General features: G+C 33.7%; 16 protein-coding genes. 11 read left to right on the forward strand and 5 right to left on the reverse strand.

Going from position 1 to position 26,095, the window contains the following annotated elements:
* Positions 1-283: 283 nt before the first annotated feature.
* The 3 genes from B5X64_RS12420 (at position 284) to topA (ending at position 12,019) form a co-directional block, all read left to right on the forward strand.
* Positions 284-5,041, forward strand: a complete 4,758-nt coding sequence (locus B5X64_RS12420) for a PKD domain-containing protein (protein ID WP_079465560.1) — start codon at positions 284-286, stop codon at positions 5,039-5,041.
* Between the two features lie 608 nt (positions 5,042-5,649).
* Positions 5,650-9,093: a T9SS type A sorting domain-containing protein gene (locus tag B5X64_RS12425; RefSeq protein ID WP_079465561.1), complete on the forward strand. Its 3,444-nt coding sequence runs from the start codon at positions 5,650-5,652 to the stop codon at positions 9,091-9,093.
* A 355-nt stretch (positions 9,094-9,448) separates the two neighbouring features.
* On the forward strand, positions 9,449-12,019 hold the full coding sequence (gene topA, locus B5X64_RS12430) for a type I DNA topoisomerase (protein ID WP_079465562.1): 2,571 nt from the start codon (positions 9,449-9,451) through the stop codon (positions 12,017-12,019).
* A gap of 55 nt (positions 12,020-12,074) precedes the next feature.
* On the opposite strand, the gene B5X64_RS12435 is transcribed toward topA, so the two are convergent.
* From B5X64_RS12435 to B5X64_RS12455, 5 genes are all read right to left on the reverse strand, one after another.
* A complete protein-coding gene (locus B5X64_RS12435) occupies positions 12,075-12,536 on the reverse strand; it encodes a hypothetical protein (protein ID WP_079465563.1) in 462 nt (153 codons plus the stop codon).
* Between the two features lie 102 nt (positions 12,537-12,638).
* Entirely contained in the window at positions 12,639-12,860 is a 222-nt protein-coding gene (locus B5X64_RS12440; protein WP_079465564.1) for an ankyrin repeat domain-containing protein, read from the reverse strand.
* A 51-nt stretch (positions 12,861-12,911) separates the two neighbouring features.
* Positions 12,912-13,778, reverse strand: coding sequence for a WG repeat-containing protein (locus B5X64_RS12445; protein WP_079465565.1), 867 nt, complete (start codon positions 13,776-13,778; stop codon positions 12,912-12,914).
* Between the two features lie 371 nt (positions 13,779-14,149).
* Entirely contained in the window at positions 14,150-14,629 is a 480-nt protein-coding gene (locus tag B5X64_RS12450) for a hypothetical protein (RefSeq protein ID WP_079465566.1), read from the reverse strand.
* A gap of 211 nt (positions 14,630-14,840) precedes the next feature.
* Entirely contained in the window at positions 14,841-15,947 is a 1,107-nt protein-coding gene (locus B5X64_RS12455) for an aspartyl protease family protein (RefSeq protein ID WP_079465567.1), read from the reverse strand.
* Positions 15,948-16,358: 411 nt separating this feature from the next.
* Here B5X64_RS12455 and B5X64_RS12460 point away from each other — a divergent pair, with 411 nt between their 5' ends.
* The 8 genes from B5X64_RS12460 to uppS all read left to right on the forward strand — a co-directional run bounded on the left by B5X64_RS12460 (position 16,359) and on the right by uppS (position 26,089).
* Positions 16,359-17,444, forward strand: coding sequence for a glycoside hydrolase family protein (locus tag B5X64_RS12460; RefSeq protein ID WP_079465568.1), 1,086 nt, complete (start codon positions 16,359-16,361; stop codon positions 17,442-17,444).
* A gap of 111 nt (positions 17,445-17,555) precedes the next feature.
* Positions 17,556-18,626, forward strand: a complete 1,071-nt coding sequence (locus tag B5X64_RS12465; protein ID WP_079465569.1) for a formimidoylglutamase — start codon at positions 17,556-17,558, stop codon at positions 18,624-18,626.
* A gap of 3 nt (positions 18,627-18,629) precedes the next feature.
* Positions 18,630-19,631 (forward strand): glycosyltransferase, encoded by a 1,002-nt coding sequence (locus tag B5X64_RS12470; protein WP_079465570.1) that lies wholly within the window; start codon positions 18,630-18,632, stop codon positions 19,629-19,631.
* 103 nt (positions 19,632-19,734) lie between these two features.
* Positions 19,735-20,865 (forward strand): glycosyltransferase family 4 protein, encoded by a 1,131-nt coding sequence (locus B5X64_RS12475; protein ID WP_079465571.1) that lies wholly within the window; start codon positions 19,735-19,737, stop codon positions 20,863-20,865.
* A 30-nt stretch (positions 20,866-20,895) separates the two neighbouring features.
* Positions 20,896-21,738 (forward strand): polysaccharide biosynthesis/export family protein, encoded by an 843-nt coding sequence (locus B5X64_RS12480; protein ID WP_079465572.1) that lies wholly within the window; start codon positions 20,896-20,898, stop codon positions 21,736-21,738.
* 3 nt (positions 21,739-21,741) lie between these two features.
* Positions 21,742-24,234: an exopolysaccharide transport family protein gene (locus B5X64_RS12485; protein WP_079465573.1), complete on the forward strand. Its 2,493-nt coding sequence runs from the start codon at positions 21,742-21,744 to the stop codon at positions 24,232-24,234.
* 205 nt (positions 24,235-24,439) lie between these two features.
* Positions 24,440-25,333 carry a type IX secretion system protein PorG gene (gene porG / locus B5X64_RS12490; protein WP_079465574.1) on the forward strand — a complete coding sequence of 298 codons (894 nt, stop codon included), beginning with the start codon at positions 24,440-24,442 and terminating at the stop codon, positions 25,331-25,333.
* A 6-nt stretch (positions 25,334-25,339) separates the two neighbouring features.
* Positions 25,340-26,089 carry a polyprenyl diphosphate synthase gene (gene uppS, locus B5X64_RS12495; protein WP_079465575.1) on the forward strand — a complete coding sequence of 250 codons (750 nt, stop codon included), beginning with the start codon at positions 25,340-25,342 and terminating at the stop codon, positions 26,087-26,089.
* Positions 26,090-26,095: the final 6 nt, after the last annotated feature.

The following is a 26,095-nucleotide window of genomic DNA, read 5'->3' on the forward strand; positions in this document are numbered from 1 at the left end:
AATCATTCTGTGAAGAAGAGTATTAAAAATAGTGTTTTAATAAAGATTAAATTCATTCAAATAACGGCCAATATTGAACTGTGGAATTCGGAGATTCACCCTTTGAATATTATATAATTTACCCTATTTTACGATCTCTTAAGTATATGGTATTGTCTTAGAACCTCAAAAATTTAATTTATTTATCTATAATTAGTGAGAAATTAGTACATTAGGAGAGTATTTTATTGAGGAGGTATCCGAAAAGCCTTAAATAGAGTAGGAATAATAAAAACACATTACGATGAGAAAAATAATTTTATTTTTTCTTTTATTTTGTGCATTGATAGTCAGTGCGCAAACTACATTGTCTAGGTTCAATGTTGTTGTTTCTGGAAATAACACATTAACTTTTTCAGACTCAAGTACAGGAAGTCCCACTACTTTTGCGTGGGAATTTGTCGGCGGAAATCCCACCACATCTACAAGCCCTAATCCCGTTGTGACGTATGCAACACCAGGGAGTTACACAGCCAAGCTTACAGTAAGTAATTCTTTTGGAAGTTCTTTTTCTACAAGAACAGTAAAAATCACGACAGGAAATATAATTGATCTTAGCACAGGAAGGAATGATGATGGAACTCTTATGCCTGAGATTGGCGCAGTAGATACCGACTGGACGTATACCAGTCCCACTGGAGCAATAAGTACGCCAATCACACGTCATGCTAATGTATCGGGTTGGTCTTCTGCTTCTACGGGTGGAGTAGCCGGAATTACAAGATGGATTACAGGTAATAATATGATTTATGGCGACCATTATTATGCAAGTAAAGAGTTTGAGATACCTGAGGGTGTAACGACAGCCGTCTTAAATTTAAGAACTTTATCATTTGTCCGAAGTTGGACTTATCTGGTCAAGAAAAACACTAATGGAACAGAAAGTGAGACTTTGATCACTAATACTGTTTGGCAGAATGATGGTGCTAGAGGGTGGCTAAACAGCAGAAATCCGGAAGTTATTAATTATCCTTTAGCTGCGGGTAAATATTTTATTAAAGTGAAGGTCTTTACCAACAATTCAGGGCAAAGACAAGCTACGGATACCAATGCTAATGTAAATTTTGGAAATGCTATTGTAATATCTCCAATCGCAGAGTTTTCTGCCACACCAACTTCTGCATTTGTAGGAAATAATGTGCAATTTACAAATATGTCTCAGGGGACGCCTGCTTCTTTATTGTGGAAATTTGAAGATGGAGCGAATGTATTAACTTCAACTAATAATGATCCTGCTGTTGCTTTCTCTACAGTAGGAAACCATTATGCAGAATTAAACGCAGATCATGGAAACAGCTTGCTTTCTTCACTAAGAATAAATAATTACATTCAAACTGTTACGCAGGATACGCCTGTAGTTGCTGTTACGCAGCCATCATGTGGCATTTCTTCGGGAGCAATTACAGTTACGTCGCCTACTTCGGGGGTCACCTATAGTTTTGACAATGGAGTCACTTTTCAGTCGTCTAATACACTTTCAGGATTGTCTTCAGGAACTTATGTTGTGAAAGTAAAGAATGAAAATGGAATAGTCTCAGCAGCAACAAATGTTGTAATAAATCCTGCTCCTACTGTTCCTGAAACACCAATATTTAATATAACCCAACCCACATGTGATATCAATACAGGAAGCGTAACTGTAACCTCTCCAGCTTCAGGGGTAGAGTATAGTTTTGATGGAGGAGTTACTTACCAAACATCTAGTACAAAGACTGGTCTTTCGGCAGGAAATTATACTATTGTAATAAAAAATACTGACGGATGTATGACGTCTGCTGCAGTTGTCATTAATTCAATAAATTGTTTAGACTGGACAAAGGCTCCGAATAGTTACATATTTACAGGAAAAGATAAGAATGGGAATAATGTTGACGGATTATATATTCCCGTAAATAAAGCTTATGCGATGTGGAAGAATGGCAAATATATGGGGGATGTAAATAGTTTATTAACAGGTGTCCAAACACCATCAGTATATTGGGAAGATGTTTCAGGTTTAATTAAATCGATATCTATAGAGCCGGGTGCAACTACTGAACAGTCTAGAATTAAAATTGAAATAGATAAAGCAAAAGGCAAAGGGAACGCAGTAGTAGCTTTACACATAGGAAACGGAACTACAAATGACAATGTTTACTGGAGTTGGCATGTTTGGGTAACTGATATGCCAGGATTGAGTGGAGAAGCTACCACCGGAATGGATTATAAATATGATAATATTACACCATTTGTTCCCAAGTTTATGGATAGAAATTTAGGAGCAACAAGTAATACTTTTTTAGGTAATGAATGGGCCAAATCCAATGGCTTATATTATCAATGGGGCAGAAAAGACCCTTTCCCAAGTTTAGCCAACAAGGATGGATCATACTATGAAATAAGTACATTGAAATTGGGTAATGTGAATAATGCGGCATATCCCGGGAATAAAATCCAAAAAATAAACCGTACAAGTAATGATATAAAAGATAATTTAAGATATGCTGTTGAAAACCCTCTAACATTAGTAGAAAGGATAAATTTACAATCCGGTAGTTTAGATTCCTGGTTTTCTAATAGTATTTATGAAGTAAATAATACTAAGTACTATGATCTCTGGGGAGATAATTATGAAGGATATTTGGAAGATAAGATACCTGGAGATACCGGTTTTAAAGGTTATCAGCTGAAGTCAGCTTATGATCCATGTCCTTGTAACTATAGAGTGCCGTCATTTAAAGGATCAGCTGCAAAAAGTAAATTTTCTGTTTGGGGTAGAAATTCTGATAACAATGATGATGCTACTGATTTAATATTAAATCCTAACGGAAATACCACAACAAATAATCTGTTCCCAGGGATTAAAATTTATCCAGGATTAGGAGTAGATTTCACCTCAGTACCTGGAAGAAATCTTGGTAAAATGTCATTGGCAGGTAAAATTTATGCAAATGGAGCCAACAGAACATATCCAAGTAATAATTTTGCTGATGTAGCATCCGAAGTAGATTCTTGGAGTGCAAGCTTAGGTTTTTTGGGGGCAAGGTTTTTGGGTGTTGTAAATGACTATGCAAGACTAGATGTTAATCCAACATTTGGCTTATATCAAATAATACATTCAAGCGGTACAAGTAGTGGTATTAACACTTACGGTAAAACGGTAAGGTGTATTGAGGATCCAAACAAAGAATTGATAGCTGATTTTGCAACTGATTTTTTCTCAACAGGACAATTGAATTATACAACTGGTATTGATAATCCTAATGCTTATATGATTGCAGATAATCAGACTTCGCATTCAATTCCGATGAATAAAGCTTTTGCCATCTACAATCAATATCTTTCAAATCATGGATGGCCTGTTGGAAGCTTTACTACATCTGTAATGTGGACTTCAAATAAAACACTAATAAAAAAAGTATCATTAACAGGACAAGATGAAAATGGAAATATCACAGTGGAATTTGGAGCAGGCAATCCAAAAGGCAATGCGGTCGTAGCATTAAAAGATGGACAAGGTAAAGTTATTTGGAGTTGGCATATTTGGGCTCCTGAAACAGCTCCTGTCGCTCTCGCTCCTTATACCACAGAGAGTGTTTTGCCCAACGCAAGTAATTTGGTTAATCCTACCAAAAGTGGTTTGCCTCCATTGACTACAGAGTTTATGGACAGGAATTTAGGAGCTTTACAGGCTTTTCCTGATTTGTCCGCTTCGCCTACTGCCGTGGAAGCTCAGCAAATTCAAAAATCTGGAGGAATGCTTTATCAATGGGGAAGAAAAGATCCAATACCAGCTTTTTTTAACCCTGTTAATTTTGGTAATTCAATATCTGGAAGTGGAGATGATCGCTATTCGGTGTATTTAGAGACAGGGAAAGATGCTAATGGTAATTCTCTTTATGCATTATCAGTAGATTATTTTGCTCACAAAACTTCTACTTATAGTATTCCTTATACTACTTATAGTAATGCAAATGTTGTGCTTACAGAGCCAAGACATGAGCAAATAAGAAAAGTTTTGAAATACTCTGTAGAAAATCCATTTAAGCTTTTGTATAATAGCAGCTTTACGCCTGTGACTGGTACCCGTGAAAATCAAATCGACTGGATATCCAACCAAAGTGGTCTATTTGCTGATAGATGGGGGCATGGAACGAAAAAATCTCCCTTTGATCCATGTCCTGAAGGATGGAGAGTACCAGATGTTTCTTTTCCCTATTTAATGGGCAATACAAATGAATTAATACAAGATGGTCAATATGGTAGTTCTCCATGGTATTTTGGGGATATATTAAGGGGAAACAAACCTCAGTCTGGAACTTCAGCTCCTTTATATCCGAGATATGGATTGAATCAGTCAGTGGGTTATCCTATTGGTGGGACGAATACTTTGAAATATGATGGAATAGAGATTTTAAGGAATTCTGAAAACAAACGCTATGGTTGGGTATTTAAAAATGCTCAATATAATATAGGTAATTTTCCAGCTACAGGATATAGAGCATTGTATAATAATCCAAATATGGATCAAATAGGATTTAGTACAGCTGTTTGGACTGCTTCCTTAGGCGATCAGCTATATGGAAGAGCTTTTGCGTTAGAAATCAATACATCTACTTTAAAATCCGGGATTGGTATTATTCCGCAAGGTGCAATTCCTTGCCGTTGTGCAAAAATAAAATATGATGCAAATGGAAAAGAAATAGGACGTTATGATCCTGACGCGATTCCTGTAACGCCTGGCTCTTCAATGAAAGCCTCCAATGTTTTCAGTAAAGCTGAAATTTTAGAAAAAGAAAAAGAAAATAAAATTGTTCTTTTCCCCAATCCAGTGAAAGATGTTCTTTACATCAAAACCACTGAAAACAAAGATTATTACTATCAGATTTATAATGCTTCAGGACAGCTGGTAAAAGCCGGTAAATTTGAAAATACACAAACGAGTGTTTCGTCATTGGTTCAAGGCGTTTATTTAGTGAGAATTAACAATTCTGAAGCCTTGGTTAAAATCATAAAGAATTAACTTTTTAGTGATGTTAGATTTCATGATATTTTAGGCTTAATAAGCAAAATAAATATTACGAAAACTTTTTAAAAGAGAAACAGAATAGCTGTAGAATGCCGTAGATTTCATGATTTTAAGAGATTAAAATTTGAGTTTCTGGTTATTTGAAAGCTGTTTTGTTTTCTCTTTTTTTATTTTCTATAATCTCATCAAGATTGGCAATGCATAGGTTTTTCTTATATCTATAATTTTTTTATTGCACTATTTTTTATTAATTTTAAAAATATTGTAAACGGGAGATTCATATCCAAACTTTACAAAAATTATTTACTGCCTTAAGCTTTATTTTACTTAAAGGCATTTCCATTTCTCAATTTCTTTTCATTTAAAGTTTTATTAATTATTAATGAAACTTAACTCAGACTCATGTGTTTATTGAGTCGGATATTGTATTTTTGTGCGCGAAATAATTGGAATGAAATTTTCATACATATGTGAATATGGTTGTTTATTGTGTAAGATAATTTGTTTATATATTTTTATTTTATGAGTATTTTAACTTTATGTTATGTTTTTGAGAATTTTATTTTTAGATTGCATGCTCAAATTACAAATCAAATTACAATATGAATAGAAAATACTTTTACAGTATTGCAGTGGCTTTCTGTTTCTTTTCTGCTGATGCTCAGAATCTTTTAGAATCAAAAAAAACTTTTTCTAATTCCGAACATACGGCATTGAAATTAAAAACAGACACTTTGGGTAATCGATTTCCGGATAAAAGTAACGGAATCACCGAAAGAGCAGCTGCGAAAGATTGGATGAAGGCTCCGAATAGCTATATTTTTGAACCTTCACAATTGAATGACGGAATCTATATTCCTGTGAAAAAAGCTTACGCTATGTGGAGCGGCTATGAATTCTTAGGCTCTAGTATTCCAGATGGTGTCATCACCGCAGATGTGCTGTGGGAAGATAATCATGGCTTGATTAAATCAGATGCAGGTTATGCTTTGGAGGTTTTGGGTTCTGGAGAAAGTGCTAAAATAAAAGTACCGATAAACAAATCAAAAGAAGGAAATGCTGTTGTCGCTTTTAGAATAAATGGAGAAATTTTTTGGTCATGGCATATTTGGGTCACCGATGATCCCACAAACGGGTCTACTTATAAAAGCTATACCAATGTTAGAAGAGAAAAAAGCGATGGTACACTAGAAGTTATTCCTGATGCAGAGTGGAAATGGATGGACAGGAACTTGGGGGCTCTAAGCAATTCCCTAACGGCAGATGATTGGAATAAAAACCAAGGTCTGTTATATCAATGGGGTAGAAAAGATCCTATTCCGTCTTTGGTTGACAGAGGAAATGACTTTTACGAAGTTTCAGGTTCTATTGGAAGGGTACGTCATAGACAGGCAAAAAACTTTACTAACGCACAAAATTTCGATAACTTGAGGCAGTTTGTGCCCGTTTCTAATGCTACGGTTAATAATAATATCAAACTTTCGATAAAAAATCCTTTAAGTCTTATTTATGTTAATAAAGATGACAATTCGGGACTTGCCTACTATAATAATAATGCAAATCTTATGATCAACTGGTTTGGTAAAACTTCTACATTGCCTGATAGTAGACTTACCGAGCTCAACCTGTGGTCAGACAATTCAAAAGGAAAAATTGTCACAAATTATAATTTCTACAGCAGTAATGCGCCCTATCGTAATAAATCATCGTTTGACCCATGTCCTAACGGATGGAGGATTCCTTCGATGTTAGTAGCCAATCTGGCTTCTGGTTCTTATGTAGATGATGTTAGAATTGATTATTCTCCGTTTGGAGTAAGAACTCTTTTAGGTAAGAATGCTTTTGAGGCTAATCGATATCATATTATTAAGCCCAACGATAATAATGTGCCTGCATTTATGACAGCATTTAAGCTTTATCCAAATGTAGGATTTGATTTGTCTAATGCTGGAGGATTAGATATGGGTGTTTTCCCCGGAACCGGAGGCATAGCAATCAATGCTCAGGGAGGGCAGTATACGGATCAACACCATGTAGGTTTGTGGACATCTACAATGACACGACATTTTGATGTAACTCCTGCCGTAGGATCACGATTATTGTTTATGGTACCAGATAAAGGGCAGAATGATATTCCAGATTCTGGAAATCCTACCATTAAAGGTCGATATTGGTATACACCGACGGGCACAGCAAAAACCTCAGATGCCAATGGCTGCAGATGTATAAAAGACCCATTGTCTCAGCTTAATAATTATGACTTTCCTACCGAATACATCAATACGGCTTCTGAATATACTGTTGGGTTAGATAATCCAAACACCTATCAGATTGTAAAAGATGAGGTAGCTTCTGTTGTTGAAATTCCAGTAACTAAAGCTTTTTCTGTTCAGAGCCAATTACTCAATAATCCAGATGTTTTAAATGCTTCTAGTTTTAATGATTTAAAAGTTAATGTTCTATGGACGACCAATGCAAATTTGATTAATACAGTAAATATTACAAATCCTTCGCCGGGCTCATTGACCGATTTAGCAAATTCTAAAATTGTTGTTAATGTGAATCCTAACCAAAGCGGAAATGCCGTGGTTACTCTGCATAATGGAAGTATTACAAACCCTGTTTATTGGTCATGGCATATTTGGGTGACAGATACAGCGATAGAGTCTAATGTTTATGCAACTGAAGCTCCTAATGCTACAGCGACTAATTATGTAAATTACGTTCTAAAAGGGGATGTTTTAAAAACAGAGTTTATGGATAGGAATTTAGGAGCCATTGATGCTTTTCCTACAGTTGCCAATCCTCAATCGCCTACGGTTGAAGAGTATTCAAGAATTAAAGCTTCTACAGGATTGCAATATCAATGGGGAAGAAAGGATCCAATTCCTTCATTTCAATATGCCGACAGATCTTCTTATGATATATTTTTAGGAAATGCGAATTCAAATGGAGCAATAGGCTATACTATGCTTACTGCGCAATCATACAACAATATGTCAGGAAGTTATATTGTTCCTTATAATACATATACAAATGCTTCAAATGCAAATGTTTTAGCAAATGATAAAGCAAGTGATAAAGCTGCTAAAGTACTTTCTTATTCGGTAAAAAACCCTTTGGTTTATATGATTCCAAGTTCTTTTGCACCTTACAATTATTCCGTTCCTACATATACCAATGGAACAGACTGGTTGTTAGATGAGCCTAATTTTGCTGCTGACCGATGGGGAAGAGGAGGTAAAAAATCACCTTTTGATCCTTGTCCTGAAGGATGGAGGATTCCCGATCTTACCGGTGTTGCTATTATTTCCAATAAAGACTTTGGAATGTCTCCCTGGTATAAAAAAGATGAGAATGTAGCAGCAAGTTATAATTTAGTAACTGATTATTTAGGAACGCAAGTGAAGAATTCGGGTAATGCAAGTGTTGGTTTTGTTTTTAATAATTCAGAATACGCAGTAGGAAATTATCCTAATGTAGGATCACGTGGCGTAAGAAGTGTAATGGCAAATCAAACTCCCGTTGGCACCTACACTGTGAATAATTTTCAGTATCCTGGTGTTTGGACGGCAGCTATGAATTCCAATTATATTGGTAGACCGATTAATATTTTATTTGATGCAGCTTCAGCAAACAATCGCTTCATTGCTTTTCATGATAATAATGATCCGTACTTTGGGATGAACTGTCGTTGTGTAAAGGTAAGCTATAATCAAAATGGATCAGAAGAAGGGCCTATTCCTGCAATTCCGGTAACGCCTGGTTCTGCAATGAAAGCCTCAAATGTTTTCAGCAAATCTGAAATTTCAGAAAAAGTAAAAGAAAATAAAATTGTTCTTTTCCCAAATCCGGTGAAAGATGTTCTTTACATCAAAGCCACAGAAAACAAAGATTATTATTATCAGATTTATAATGCTTCAGGGCAACTGGTAAAATCCGGGAAATTTGAAAATACACAAACGAGTGTTTCTTCATTAACTCAAGGTGTTTATTTAGTGAGAATTAATAATTCTGAAGCCTTAGTTAAAATCATAAAAAAATAATAGATAAATCTATCCTGTATGTAAGAGTTAAAGTGCAGGATGTGAAAAATTAATTATTTGTATTTCTTTGCTTATTATTGCGATTAAAAATTAACGTAATTATAAGCAAAGTTTTTTTTTGGAATAATTTTCATTTTTTAATTTGTATTATTTAAAATATCAAAGATGCTAAATGTTTTTGTCTATTAGCTCTCTTCTTTGATAGCTTTTTTTATTTGTTAATCACTTGGGAAGTCGGTTTTTACTCTCATAAAAATCATCCACAGAACCTTAAGTGCGCCATTTGAACTTCTAAATAAAATGATTTAACGAGTTCATCTAATAAAAAATCTTTACTTTTGCAGAAATTTTCAGTATGTCGAAAAATTTAGTAATCGTAGAGTCCCCAGCCAAAGCAAAAACCATTCAGAAATATTTAGGAAATGATTTTGAAGTAAAATCTAGTTTCGGACACATCCGAGACCTTCCTAAAAAAGGAATGGGAATTGACTTGGAGACCTTCAGTCCCGATTACGAAGTTTCTGCGGACAAAAAGAAATTAGTAACAGAGCTTAAAGCTTCTGTGAAAAAAGCCGAAATGGTTTGGTTGGCTTCCGATGAAGACCGCGAAGGAGAAGCTATTGCATGGCATTTGGCTGAAGAGTTAAAACTAAAACCAGACAACAGGAAAAGAATCGTTTTCCACGAGATTACCAAAAATGCGATTCTTAAAGCTATTGAAAATCCGAGAGATATTGACCAGAATTTAGTCAATGCTCAGCAGGCAAGAAGAGTTCTCGATAGAATTGTAGGTTTTGAAATGTCTCCGGTACTTTGGAAAAAAGTAAAACCAGGATTGTCTGCAGGTAGAGTACAGTCGGTTGCGGTACGATTGGTTGTAGAAAGAGAAAAAGAAATTCGTGCTTTTACTCCAAAAGTAAGTTTTAAACTAGACGGAATTTTCTTAAACAAAACATCTCAGGAAATCGCAGCAAAGCTTAAAAAAGATTTCGAGAAAGAAGAAGAAGCCGAAAAATTCTTAGAGCTGGCAAAGACCGTTGAGTTTAAAGTTCTAAATGTAGAAACAAAACCAGGAAGCCGTTCCGCGTCTGCACCGTTTACAACTTCTACCCTTCAGCAGGAAGCTTCTTCAAGATTAGGATACAATGTAACCAATACAATGCGTCTTGCTCAGAGATTATATGAGGAAGGATTCATTACTTATATGAGAACCGACTCGGTAAACCTTTCTCAGGAAGCAATTGAAGGCGCAAAAAATCAAATTATATCAGAATACGGAGCAGAATATTCTTCTCCGAGAAATTATACCACAAAATCTTCATCAGCACAGGAAGCTCACGAAGCTATCCGTCCGACAGATTTCTCTGTAAAAACAATTTCAGATGTGCAGTTAAGTAAGCTGTATCAGTTAATCTACAGAAGAACACTAGCTTCTCAAATGGCAAATGCTAAAATTGAGAAAACGGTTATAGAAATTGGAAACGCTAAACTTCCGCAGCATTTTGAGGCGCAAGGTGAAGTTATTATTTTTGACGGTTTCCTTAAAGCATACGGAATTGTAAAAACAGAAGATGAAGATGAGGACAACAATGAAAAATTGTTACCAAAAGTAAGCGTTGGTGAAGTTTTAAGCTATAAAAAAATTACGGCACAGGAAAAGTACACAAGACCAAGCGCTAGATATACAGAAGCAGGATTGGTAAGAAAGCTTGAAGAACTGGGAATTGGCCGTCCGTCAACCTATGCACCAACGATTCAGACGATTCAGAACCGTGAATATGTTGATAAAAGAGAAATTGAGCCACAAGTAAGAGAGGTGGTAAAAATCTCTTTAACGAATGATAAAATTAAAAAAGAAGTCCTTGAAGAAAAATTCGGAGGCGACAAAAATAAATTTGTTCCCACTGACATCGGAGAAGTTGTGAATGATTTCTTAACCAATAATTTCAGTGAAATTCTAGACTTCGGGTTTACCGCAAGAGTAGAAGAAAGTTTTGATGAAATTGCAAGTGGTGCTCAGAAATGGAAAGAAATGATGTCTGATTTCTACTCAAAATTCCATCCAAGAATTGCTGATGTAGAAGAAAATGCAGACCGTGCAAATGGCGAAAGATTATTAGGTGTAGATCCGAAAACCGGTAAAAATGTTCATGCAAGAATCGGAAGATTTGGAGCCATGATTCAAATTGGAGAGCAGGATGATGAAGAAAAACCAATTTTCGCATCATTAATGGCCGGACAAAATATTGCAACCATCAACTTGGAAGATGCTTTGGAGCTATTCAAATTGCCTTTCGAACTAAATAATTTTGAAGATCAGACGGTATCGGTTGGAGTCGGAAGATTTGGTCCTTACGTAAAATGGGGCGACACGTACATCAGTATTCCTAAAGGGGAAGACCCTCTTTCTATAGATCAAAAACGTGCGGAAGAAATCATCGCTGAAAAGAAATTAGCTGATGCGCCAATTGCATCATACAAAGGTGAACCCATTACAAAAGGAACAGGAAGATTTGGTCCTTTCATTAAATATCAAAGTATTTTCATCAACGTTCCGAAGAAATATAATTTCGAAAACCTTTCTCAAAGCGACATCAACGAATTGGTAGAAGCCAAATTGGAAAAAGAAGCCAACCGTTATATCCAACAATGGGAAGCCGAAAAAATCTCAATTGAAAATGCGAGATGGGGTCCTATCGTAAAACATGGAAAAAATATTTATAAAATTCCTAAAAAGAAAGACGATACCAAGTATGAAGCAGACGAGCTGAAAGATGTTTCTTTAGATGAGGTTAAAAAATGGATTACTGCACAAGATCCAAAAGCTTTCGCTGAGAAAAAGAAACCTGCAGCGAAAAAGCCAGCTGCAAAAAAAGCAACGACAGCGAAGAAAACGGTTGCTAAAAAACCGGCAGCGAAGAAATAAATAGTTTTTAAACTTAAATAAATAAACCCCTTTTGAAATTATCAAAAGGGGTTTATTATTTTATTCTAGGACAAAATCCTGAATTTTGAAAAGATATTTGAGGGAAATAATCACTACCTTTTGCGCAGTGTTGAAACCACCGCTTATATTTTTTAACTCTAAAATCATAAATATTGATTATTAAATATGGTTGCTTCAAAAGCTCTTTCGATAGTTTAATATTAAAAGTAGCGATCTGTTGTGAGTTACGTTTATAAGTATTATAATTGAATGTAAGTATAAAATCGTTATTTAGTTTCTCGAAGCTTGATTTTTCATAATTAGGAATTATTAAATCTCCAGGATAGTAATTAACTCTAATTCTTTCTTCGTCTCTACTATTATTATTGCTTAGGGACATTGCTGTGATCTCTCCATCAATATTAACATCATTTACCTGTAAAATAACATTAAAATTTTGAGCGTAAGTGTTAAGAAAACTAAATATTACGATTATTAGAAATATATTCTTTATCATTTATTTGTATTGTGAAATTATTAAGTGTGTACTGCGAGTTTATTTTTCGGGCAAAGAGTTTGGTTCTTTCGCTAGCATAAGATTATATATAGATTTTCTTGATTATAATTTATCATTCAAATTTAAGTTTTCCTTCGCTCCCAAACTTAAGAGAAAATCAATAATATCATCATTTTCTCCATTTTTAGCAGCATCCAACGGCGACATTCCATTATTACCAATCCCGTTGATATCAACACCCTCTTCCAGTAATTGTTTTACTTGGTCGATATGACCGTAGTAGCACATTTCAAGTAATTCAAATGTTTTGTCTTCGTTTTCCACTTTTAATTTTTATCAAAAGATTATTAAATAAAATATATTGGGTAAGAGCATTTATTCAGTAGGAATAACTAGCTGCCCACTTTTGTTTAAGTAATGAACTCCACCACCAAAATGTGGCGCACCATAAAATTTTATGAATTCCCCTTGAAAGCCTCTGTAACAGTGCATTTCTATCCTATTAAGAACTTTTCCCTGCTCATCAATAATTGCATCTAGAAAATAATCATTTGCGATCTCAAATTCTTGTTCATTTATTCTAACAGCACAAATTCCATTTTCAAATTTATCTACTAAATAGAACTTTGGTTCAATTATAACATTATTTAATTCATCTTTAAAACCCCAAAGCTCATTTTCTATAAATGGAATAAATTTGCTGGATCTAAACTCATTTTTGTTATCAGTTTCGGAGTGACTATTATTATAAGTATCTATATCAGAAATAATTTTGGGGTCAATTTTTTCTCCTTTGGTATTTATTGGATAAAAATTAGAATATTTTATATCGCTTACGTAAGCAATTCCATTTTTAAAATTACCATGTCCGTCTTTCCATGTTTTTCCGAATTCATTTACTCCGTTTTTATTCACAAACCAATGTTCTCCGAAATTTGAAATTCGTGCAAATCCATCATTAAATCCTGATTCGGGAAAAGCATCTTTAATGTTAAATGCAACGTTGCCTAGCGTATCAATAAATATCCATTTATAGTCTTTTTTTATAACTTCTTTAGAAACATAACAAAGTCCGTCATTAAAATCACCAGTAATAAGATATTGTGCTTTTATCTTGATTTTTCCGGTTTTGTCAATAAATCCATATTTTCCATTTTCTGATTCAAATTTATAAAGCCCATTTCCCTGTCCATAAGAAAGGTTTGAAAATAAGATGATTAGTAGTAGTATTTTTGCTTTCAAGGTTTTATAAATTTTTTTGATTAGTTTTTACTTCCAAAGTAACAAATATATTCAAAAAGAAGACTTTTAATAATGTTTCTTCCTCATTAAATTGGGGTAAGCGTGACACTCACGCCAGCGTTACAGACAATTAATAACAAAAACTGATTAAAATGCTGGATTTCCACTAAAAAATACTCACCATCCAATCATTGAAACTCTTGGCTGACTCCCCATGACTCATCGTTGACTCTTCAACACTGGAAAATGAGTCTTTAACACTCTCCGTTGAGTCATTTATATTCATCGAAGAGGCTTTATGAATGAAAAACGACTCTTTTATACTCGTTGATGAGTCTAAAAGAGTCGTTGGAATAAGTTGAGGAGAGGTTTTACTCTGTATCAGGTTTCTTTTTGTTCCCTTTTTTGGTAAATCTCTGGCTTAAATCTTCATAGATTGGTTTTGCTGTTGCTACGCCTTTGTCAGAAGCTTCTTTTGTTGTTCCGTAGTAGAGTAGGGCAGAAACCAATGCTTCACTTCCGGCAATGGTTAATGTATCTTCAATATCCGAAGACAATTGTGTTACTAAGTTTCCAAGTGGGGTAAGTGATGTAACTACTGCTTCATCTTTCAGAAACTCTACTTTATCCATGTAATTAGGGATAAATTCGGGATTGGTTTCCATGTAGCTTTTTACTTTCTGTACGGTAGCTACTGTTTTATCACCCATTTTAAACATCGATTCTTTTTCTTCTTTAGTAAGCCCCTGAAGGTAAGGCGCAAGAAGCGTTCTGCAATCCTGTAATTTTTGGTTTACCTCTGCAATTACAGCCAGAGGTATTTCTACACTGATTTGATTTTTTGTGCTCATCGTTTGTGAATTTAATTGTGTTAAACAATTAAAAGTAAGAAATTTAAGGATAGGTTGCTGTAAATTTTTAAAAATAAGTAATAATCGTTTGTGAGCAGTTATTTATAACCTGTTATGTTGGGGTATGTAGGGATTGTAGATTTACACCATCGGTAAAACTGGTTGCTAAGAAGTAAATTTTAAACCTTGAAAAGCTTAAGTACACAGAATTTTAAAAGTTAATTTTTATTTTTTCTTTGTTTCGAATGACGGTTATATTTTTAATTTCTTTTTGCAGTTCGAAGAAATCTTCCATTTTATTATTGCATGGTAATGCATCAGGAGGTAGTTTTTCCCCATTTATTTCGTAAATAATATCTCCTAAATGTAAATTTTTTACTTCTAATTTAATTTTTGAGATGACCCAATCTCCTGTTTCGCGATGATAATTCGAAACAAATGCAAATGAAGGTACAATATTGACCGCGTTTTGTTTACCTTCAATTACATATAAACTGTTATCGTTTAAATTTAAGATGATGTTAAACTGTTTCAGAAAAGTAAATCCTAAATTGTTATCATCAAAATCTGAGGCCACTAATTGCTGGTTTTCTAATTCTAGATTCCCCATTTTAAAATTTATATTAGATAAATAGTATTGTTTTTTTATTGCCTGTACTCTGCCATGCGCACCTGTAGAGCTACCTTGGGAAAGAAAAACGGAATACTTTTCTTTATCAAAAAGTTTATCGAGTTTATAGTCAGAAATTACAAGCTTTCCGTTACTTCCGGTATCTATAAGAACATATCTTTTTTGGTTTCCTATCTTCAAAAGAACTTTTGGTTCTTCAGTATTAGGTAATTTTATTTTTTTGTAGCCAGATAAATTTACATCACTCAGTTTTTCATAAAAATTAATTTTCTTTTGGTCTGTATTAATCTCAATACTGTAATTTTTCATAATATCTCTTCCAATAATACCATCAAGATTATTGTGGCAGAGAACACTATCCATAGCACTTAGATCCATATAGACCATCTTTAGATTGTTAAAACCTATTTTGTCAATCTCAATGGAGGATTGAGCAATATCAACATTTTTTATTATTCTACTTATATCGCCCAATGTTTTGGAGTCGATAATTTTTTGGTTTTTAAAGGCTGTAGAATTAAGAGCAGAAACTTGTGCTCCCGTATCAAAAAGAAAATCATACTCCTTCCCATCAACTTTAACCTTTATAATAGGAAAACCATCTTGGTCATTATAAGGAACAGAGATAATTTGGGCATTTAATATTTGAAGAATAAACAGAAAAGAAAGTGTTAAAAAATATTTCATTAAAAAGTTTTTGATATTTTATTAGAAAGTAAAACTTCGTTAATTCAACCAAAATAGGCTTGTTTAGGAAGTTGTGTTCATATTTTTAATAACCCAAATATAACAATTCTGTCTACAAATTTAATGCTTGTACGCAATTTCTAATATTTTATAACTTTTTGTATTTCTTTGCTTAGTTTACGCCTTTGTATAACTTTAAACGGTCAAATTTTAATGTTCTTTGTTTGCCTTTGCGCTAAATTATAGATCATTAGTAAAAACGGATATGCATAAAATATTTTATTCCGAAAGCCTTTTTGAATTCAATTTAAAATAAATTGGGTTGTTGCGCTGTTTAAAATAAAACCCTAAACCGCAGGATACTCTTCATTTGCATTTCTTCTACATTAGCAGAAAATCAAATCAAATCAAATGAATCAATCAAAATACACACGCAAAGATTTTTTAAAAACTTCAGCTTTAGGAATTACAGCTGTATTTTTGGGTTCGTCATTTACTAAAGCATTTGATTTTTCAGACAAACCTTATTTTAAATTAAAATCAATTGGTCGTTCGTTACAACTCGAAGGATATTATATTTGGTGTTCTTCTCCGATTTGGGGTGAAGACGGAAAAGTACATCTCTTTTATTCCCGGTGGAAAAAGGAAAAAGGAATGGGAGGCTGGCTCAATGGCTCTGAAATTTGTAGAGCAGAAGCTGATTCTCCATTCGATAAATTTGAGCATAAAGAGGTTGTTCTCAGTCCGAGAGGAGAAGGGTTTTGGGATGCAACGACGTGTCATAATCCTATAGTTAAAAAAGTAGATGACCAATATTACCTCTTCTTTATGGGAAATTCCAACGGAAAAACGAATACCAAAAGAATCGGATTGGCTGTTTCAAAAAAACTTGACGGAGAATGGAAAAGACCTGATCAACCTTTACTTCTTCCCGGAAAAGAAGGTTCTTGGGACGATCATTGTACGACAAATCCTGCTTTTGTAAAAGGAAATGACGGAAAATATTGGCTTTTTTACAAATCCTGGAATACAATAGAATACGAGATTCAGAAAGGAACGGTTCGAGGCAATCGAAAATACGGATTGGCAAAAGCAGATTCTCCAAGCGGATCTTACACAAAGGTTTCTGAAAATCCCGTAATTGATTTTTCAAATTTACCAAACAATGCACAATTAGAAGATGCATTTATCTGGAAACAAAACGGAAAATTTCATATGGTTGCCCGTGATATGGGATTTTTTAACCACGAATACGGTTTGCATTTAACGACAAAAAACGGAATAGAATGGACAAAACCTGAAATAGCTTATCTTAATATGCAGTCTTATATTCAGGAACCCAATCCTCCAAAACATTTAAAAAGATTTGGAAGACTGGAACGTCCTATGATTTTGATGAGCAAAGACGGGAAAAGACCTCAGTTCTTATTTGGAGCAACACAAGGAGGAACGTTTGAAACTTCTACAACTTTTGTGTTTGAGATTTTGAATCGTTAGTTTTTGAAAATTTATTATTGCTTTTAATTTAAAGGCCTTAAAATTTAATTCTCAAGTTCGGCTTAGTCATTTAATTTTAATATTTTTGAGTTTTAATAAGTATTTGAGAACATGGATTTTGAAGATTTTATAATTTCACCAAGAAATTTCAGAACAGAAAACTGGCAGATCGGAAATAAGATTACAAAGGAAATAAAAGAAGACAGTATTGTACTTCTTTTTGTTTCTGACTACAGAGGAGCAAACGGTGATGCTGAAGTTCAGGATTTTACGGCGGTAAGAAAAGAATTTTACAAACTTTCGCAACTGGATTTTGAAATTCCGATAGTTGATTTAGGAGATTTAGTTTCCGGAAAATCGGTGGAAGATTCTCACTATATTTTACAGGAAGTTTTGTCGGCATGTCATTATAAAAGAGCTATTCCGGTGATTATCGGGGGTTCTAATGACTTTGCATTCTCGCTATTTTCGGGTTTACATTTTCATCAGAAAAATATTAACTATACGCAAATCAGCAATATTATTTCCATAAAACAAGGGGAAGGTATTAATGAGCATACTTTTTTAAGCAAAATTTTAGGTTCGAAAAACTTTTCAATTAAAAATTATCATCATTTAGGATATCAAAAACATTTGAACGAACAGGATTCTGTAAAGCTCATCAAAGAAGTGGAGTTTGATATTGTGCGTTTAGCAGAAATGATGAATTCTACAGAGAAAACCGAGCCTTTTTTCAGAAAAGCAGATTTGGTAACGGTAAATTGTGATGCCATTGAAAGTTTCAGTGATGCATTTTCTATGAATCCGCAGGTGAATGGTTTAAACCGAAGAGAAATCTGTGCTTACATGAAAGAAATCGGTTTAAGCGAAAATCTAAAATCTGTAGGAATTTTTAATTATAATATTTATTCTGAAAACCAACTCAATCATCAGCTTTTGGCACAAATGCTTTGGTATCTGATTGAAGGAATCAATATACAGCAATCGCATCCTAAAGAAAGACATTACGAAATGTTTTATGTTTTGATTGAAGATCGACAATATGCGTTCAAGCGTGATACCTTCAGCAATCTTTGGTATTTTGGTGATGATGAAAACATAGAAAACTGTATTCCGTGCTCAAGAAAAGATTTTGATGAAGCTAAAAAAGGTTGGCTGAGCGCAAGATTTACAAAAATCTAAGCAATGGAAAATCCGAGCTCAAAAGTTTCTGTGATTGTTCCCGTTTATAATGTTGAACATTATTTGGCTAAGTGCCTTAATTCTTTGGTGAACCAAAGTCTGCAGAATATTGAGATTATCGTTGTAAATGACGGAAGTAACGATGGGTCGGAAAATATTATTCATGAATATTCACAAAAATATCCGGATAAAATAAAAGCTTTCACCAAAGAAAACGGCGGTTTGAGCGATGCCAGAAATTTTGGGATCGACAGAGCAACCGGAGATTATTTTGGGTTTGTAGACAGTGATGATTACGTTTCTGGAACGATGTTTGAAGAAATGTTGAATCTGGCTGGAAAATATGATGCAGAAATGGTAATCTGCAACATTCAGAAAGTAGATGAAGATGGAAATGTAACCCAAAAGCTCACACAAATTCCGCATATGCCTGAGAAAATTGTTTTGGAAAAACATTTTTCTGTTTTTTCTGACTTAAGTTATTTTGCCTGCAATAAATTATTCAAAAGAGAGTTATTTATTGATAAAAGATTTAAAAAAGGCGTTCATTTTGAAGATATTCAGCTGATTCCTCAGCTTTTGCTGGAATGTAAAATATTGGCGCAAACGCAAAATTTTCATTACCAGTATCTTGAAAGAGCAGATTCTATTTCGAAAACCCACAACGAAAGAGGTCTGGATATTTTGAAAGCTGTAGAAGAAGTAGAAACAGCTTTTAAAATTTCAAAATATTCTTCAAAAACGGAAGAGTTGAAAGGTTTTCAAATTTTAGAAGGAATTTATACCTTTTTGGCTTATCTTGCTTTTGTTAAAAATGAGACACAATTTTACAAAATGTCTCAAGAATTAGAAGATTTTATAAGAAAAAGAGATGTTAAAATGAAAGATATATTGTGTTACAGTCGTTTTGGTAAAAATTATCTTTTATCTTTACCCCTGAAAAAAACTATATTTTATCTGCTTTTTTTTGCCAGACAGAAAAAACTGATAAGGAAACTAGTGTAAACACAAATAAATTTCCAGTATTTTGAAATAGATTTTTGAAAGTGTATTCTTTTTTAAATTTTATTTTAATATTTGCCGGACGACAAAGGCCCAAAAGCAATAGATGAAAAATTTTGAACTATTCTTAAATGAAACAGGTATTTCTATTTTTTACATAAAATTAGGATTGGGTTTCTTATCTTCTTTTCTGATAACTTTTTTCTCAATTCCTACGATTATTAAAATCTCAAAACGTAAAAACCTAATGGATGAGCCCGGTGTACGGAGCTCTCATCTCAGGAAAATTCCTAATTTGGGAGGTATTGCGATGTTTTACTCCATAGGCATCTGTACCTCAATTTTTGCGTATGAAATTTTCGATTTATATAAATTTCTTTTTGCTTCGCTCATTATTCTGCTTTATGTTGGGATTATGGACGATATTGTTGTTATGCGTGCTTATAAGAAGCTGATAGCACAGATTGTGGTATCAGTTTTCATTGTCATTGGCTCAGATGTAAGGATTAGAAGTTTGTTTGGGATTTTTGGGGTTTATGAGATTCACTATTTGGTAAGTGTGATTTTTACAATCATTACTTTTATTATTCTCATCAATGCTTTCAATCTTATTGACGGAATTGATGGTCTTGCCGGTGGCTATTCTCTTATCTGTAGTGCTCTTTTTGGAATTAGTTATTATCGTTTAGGAGAGTACAATTATCCTTTGGTTATTTTATCGATTGTTTTAATTGGTTCTGTACTGGCGTTTTTGTATTATAATTTATCAAACTTGCGAGCCACTAAAATATTTATGGGAGATACAGGATCTATGCTTTTAGGGTTTTTATTGGCATTTACATGTATCTGTTTTATAGATATTTTTATAGATAAGAACATGGTGAGTGTCCCGAGATATCATTTGAAGTCGGCTCCTGTAGTGGCTGTTGCTATTCTTATCTTGCCTATTGTAGATACTTTAAATGTCATTATGGTAAGACTTTGGAATAAAAAATCACCTTTTGAAGCCGATAAAAACCATATTCACCATAAGCTTCTTAAGCTTGATCTCACCCACAGAAGAGCCAGTTTTTATATTATATGCTATTACCTCTTTATTGTAATGATTACCTATTATCTGAGACATATTAATGTAAATCTATTATTGGTGATTATCCTATTTTTAGGCTTCCTTGGAGCTTATATTCCAGATATTATTTTTCTAATGCGGAATAATAAGCTGAAAACTGATAATTAAATTATATTTTTACAAACTACATTTATTGAGATGAAAATTTATACGTATTTCCTATTTTTAATTTTACCTTTTGTATTGGTTTCCTGTATCACAACCAAAGATGTAAAATATATGCAACCAAGTGAAAGTCTTGTTATCAATGAAGAGGGATTAATTCCTTACAATACTCCTGTTTATAGGGTTACCAAAAATGATATGTTGACTTTGAATATTGTGACAACTCCTGAAGGTGATGCCGCACAGTTTTACTCTTCTTTAAATGCTTCTGCAGGAGGAAATAATAATATTTCATTTAGTGGAAGTGGAGGAAATGGAAGTGGAGGAAATGCAATGATTTATTTTAATGGTTTAAAGGTTGATTCTAAAGGGGATATACTGGTTTTTGGGATAGGTTATGTAAAAGCAGAAGGAAGAACAATAGAAGATATTACCCAAGAACTTCAGCTTAAAGTAAATGAAAATTTTCAAGACGGAAAATCTGAAGTAAGACTTAATACAGACGGCATAACCTATTACGTTTTGGGTGATATTGAGACCACCGGAATTACGGGAGAAAAAAAAGCTCATAAAAATACATTGACTTTAACGGAAGCAATTGCTATTAATGGAGGTTTAAACAGAACGATAGATCGTAAAAATATCGTAGTGTACAGAAAGCTACCCGAAGGTATTAAGAAAGCTAAGATCGATCTTACAAGAGAAGATGTGATGAATTCTCCGTATTTTTATGTGCAAAATGGTGACGAGATTTTTCTTACAACTCAAAGAAGAGCGCTCAACGGCTTTGGAAAAGATCCTATACAAACGCTTATTAGCGGTGTCTCTGTGATTACTACAGCGTTATCAATTTATCTGCTTATTAAAAACCTTTAATGTATGATTCCAGGAAAAGATGCTTTAGTAGATAAAAATGAGCCACAAAAAGAAAAATTTGGATCATTTGCTTTGTTTGATATAGAACACTTTTTAAGAAAAGTTTTGCGAAACTGGTATTGGTTTGTACTCATGCTTTCTATTGGTTACGCTGTATCTTGGTTTTATGGGAAATACTATGCGCAGAATATTTATGCGTCAGATTTAAAATTAAGTATTTCAAACAATACCGCCAGTTACTTTACGCCAAGTCAGTCTATTAATTTCATATGGGGTCAAAATGGCAATCAGGATGGTATTTATCTGAAAAAAATGTTACTATCTAGATCTCATAACGAGTTTTTGGTAAAAGAATTAGGCCTTTTTGTAAATTATACCACTAAAGGAGCCATTAAATCTACTTATTTGGATAAAAATGACTCCCCTGTATTTTTGGAAGTAGACCGAAAGCACTTGCAACAAGTCAATTACCCAATTACCCTAACACCTAAAGGAGGAGGTTCTTATAAAGTAAGTTTGCCGGAAGAGGGGCAGTCAGGTTACCTGTATTCATATGATGTTGAAGGTTTTCAGAGTATTGAAAATTTTGGAAGACCTGGTGATAAAACGATTAAAGTAAACGAATGGTACACCACTCCAAATCTTAGATTTAGATTAATCCCTAACCCAGTCTCGCCTTCAATTAACTATGAAAACATTATTGTAAATCTTTCCACGGTAAATGATGCTGTAAACGGAATTGTTTCTACGGTGGGTGTTGATTTTGATAAAGAAATTAATAGCATCATGATTATCTCTAAGACCGGGTTTAATCTAAATGGTACCGTTAGTTTTCTTAATAAATCTGTGGCTGAGCTTCAGAAAAAAAGGTTTAATGATAAAATACAAGTCGATCAAAATACAGGAAAGTATTTGAAAAATAGCTTGGCAGATATTAGAAAAAAACTAGATTCAAGTGCGGCATATCTTAACTACCTTAAGGTTTCAGAAGAGCTCTATGATATTTCTAACAGAGACGAAAAATCTTTGCAGAAAATAAAAGATTTAGAATCTAAAAAAGCTGACATACTGAGTAAGATGAATTCTTTAAACAGTATCAAAAATTCTGTAGAATCTCAAGGTTTCGATAAAATGATAAGTCCTTCTGCAGCAGGTTTTGATGACGGTCTTTTTACAGCATCTGTTTCTGAACTAAAAGCGCTTTATCTTAAGAAAAGAGAATTATCATCAATTTACACCCCCAATTCGGAACCTATTAAAGAAATAAACCGCTTAATTGGCGAGGCAAAAGCAAATTCTTCAGGATCTCTTAGAAATGTTCATACCGTATATATTACTGAACTTAATAAGATTGAAAAACAGATTGTAGAAGCAAGTTCAGATCTTACGACCTACCCTGAAAAACAAAGAAAATATCTTGATGCTGAAAGAGGCTATAATATGATTGAGGCCACCTACAACAGTTTGCTAAGCAGACAGAATGAAAGCCAGATGAGGCTTGCTACCAATCAGTCTGATATTACAGTAATTGACCCAGCGAAAAATCTCGGACAAGGCCCTATTGGTCCTAATGTGAAAGGAACGAAAATGGTAATTATGAGTGGATTTCTTACATTTCCGCTTATTTTAATTCTTCTGGGAAGTCTTTTTGATAGTAAAGTAAGAAATATTAAAGAATTGATTGGTGCCACCAAAATTCCATTATTGGGTGTGATTGGCAATAATAATAATAATGATAACATGCTTACGGTTATTAATACTCCAAAATCTTCAGTTGCAGAAGCCTTCAGAGGTATTAGAGCAAATATGAGATTTTTATCCGGAGAGGATGATAAAAGTAAAGTAATCTTGGTAACTTCATCAGTAGGAGGGGAAGGGAAAACATATGTTTCAATAAACTTGGCTTCAGTTTTAGGTTTAAGTGATAAGAAAACAATCTTATTGGGAATGGATTTGCGAAAGCCTAAAATTTTTGGTGATTTTAATATTGATAATAAATTGGGGATTTCAAATTATCTTACGGGAGAAACAACAATTGACCAGATTATTAACAAAACCAACATTCCAAATCTTGATGTTGCTACTTCAGGACCTATTCCTCCAAATCCTTCAGAGCTCTTAATGAGCGAACGAAATGTAAAGTTAATTGAAGAGCTAAGAAAACTCTATGATTTTATTATTATCGACTCGCCTCCTGTGGGGCTTGTGGCTGATTCTTATGAATTAATGAAGTATTCTGATGCCAATTTATATATCGTACGTCACGAATATACCGAAAAGTATATGCTTAAATTGATTACAGAAAAGTATCACAATGACGAAATCAAACATTTAGGATTTGTTTATAATGATTATGTGACAAAGCAGGGATACGGTTATGGTTACGGATATGGTTACGGATATGGCTATGGCTATTTTGATGAAGATAAAAACTATACAGAACCATTTTTAATTAAAATAAGAAATAAAGTGAAGGCTTATTTTGATAGAAAATAACAACATTTGTTGAAGTCGATTTGTTATTCATGTATATCATTAGAAGTATTAAAAAAAGAATAAATTTCCCTCTTTTCCGTTTACTTTATAACAAATTATATTTTTTTGTTTATTTTTAACTAAACATTAAGATTATCATTAATATAAAAATGTTTTATATTTGCAAAAATTAATTTTTAAAATAACCATAAATCCATATTCTTTTATGAATAAAAAATTATTGTTTAGCTTCCTTACCCTCCTAGGAACGGTGGTAAGTTTAAAAGCACAACGAAATGAATTGGGAATTCGCTTAGGGATGAGTAATCTTGTTGGCGACATAGGGAAAACCAACTACATTTTGCAGCAACCTTTGGATTTGGATAGAGTTTCAGAGTGGGGCGTTCCTTTTTATGGTGGTATTTTATACAGATTTAATTTTAATCCGCATCAAACTGTTAGAGTAGACTTAGGGTATAATCAGGTACAGTTTAGCGATAAGGCAGCAAAAGAAGAGTACAGAAGAAACAGAAATTCATTCGGTAAAAATAATATTTACGAAGCGAGCATCATGTTTGAGTACAATTTCTTCCCGGTAAATAATGAGCAGCTGAGTATGCTGAGCCCTTATATTTTTGGGGGATTTGGAGGTTTAATGTTTGATGCTCCAAAGGCAACTTTAACTCATGATTTCAGAAGAAATGCAGATGGTGTAGCGCAGGCTCCAATCAATGAATTAGATTTTGTTACCACTACAGAATATTCTATGGGTAAAAAAACAGTGGCACAAATTCCTTTCGGAGTTGGTTTAAAATATAAATTCAATCACGGATGGGCTGTTTTTGCAGAAGCTACTTTCAGATATAGCTTAACAGATCAGCTTGATCACAGCAAGATTCTTGCAAAAGATGTGATTAGTAATTATAATGCAGATATTTTAAGCCCTACAACCGGAGGTTCTTTGCTACAAACAGGAAATTACTACGGGGTCTCTAAAGAAAGAGAAGCTACTTTTATAAAAAACAGAACGGTAGGTGACCCTGACTCTAAAGATTGGATGAATACTTTCAGTTTAGGATTGACCTATTCTTTTGGTAGACCACCATGTTATTGTGATTAAGAAACTATGTCGTTGATAAAAAAACAAATAAATTCTGAGAATTTACCGAAGCATGTAGCCATCATAATGGATGGTAACGGAAGGTGGGCAAAATCTCGAGGTGAAGAAAGATCTTTTGGTCATAAGAATGCTATTAATGCTGTAAGAAATGCTATAAATGCGTGTAATGAAATCAATATTCCTTACCTCACCCTTTATACATTTTCTTCAGAAAACTGGAATAGACCCTCTGATGAAGTAAGTACTTTGATGAGCTTGCTTGCTGAGACCCTTTTACTAGAAGCTGAAGAGATTTTTACTAAAGGTTTGAGAATGCATGTCATTGGTAATTTAGATAAATTGCCTGTGATGGTAAAAGATCAGTTGCTTAGCGTCGTTGATCTTACAAAAGAAAATACAAAAGGAAATTTGGTACTCGCAATAAGCTATGGCTCACAAAACGAAATACTAAATGCCGTAAAAAATATAAGCTCCGATGTAAAAGAAGGAAAGCTAGAGGTGGAGAATATTGATGAAAAATTATTTGAAAATTATCTTTATACAAAAGATTTTCCACCAGTAGATTTATTGATCAGAACAAGTGGTGAAATAAGGATAAGTAATTTTTTGCTTTGGCAGATTGCTTATGCAGAACTTCAGTTTCTCAATGTTCTGTGGCCAGACTTTACAAAAGATATTTTCTTCCAATGTATTGTTGATTATCAAAATAAGGAAAGAAGATATGGTCTTACAGGCGACCAAATTCAAATTCAGTAAATTTTA

The organism is Chryseobacterium balustinum (assembly GCF_900168205.1).
Lineage (GTDB): Bacteria > Bacteroidota > Bacteroidia > Flavobacteriales > Weeksellaceae > Chryseobacterium > Chryseobacterium balustinum.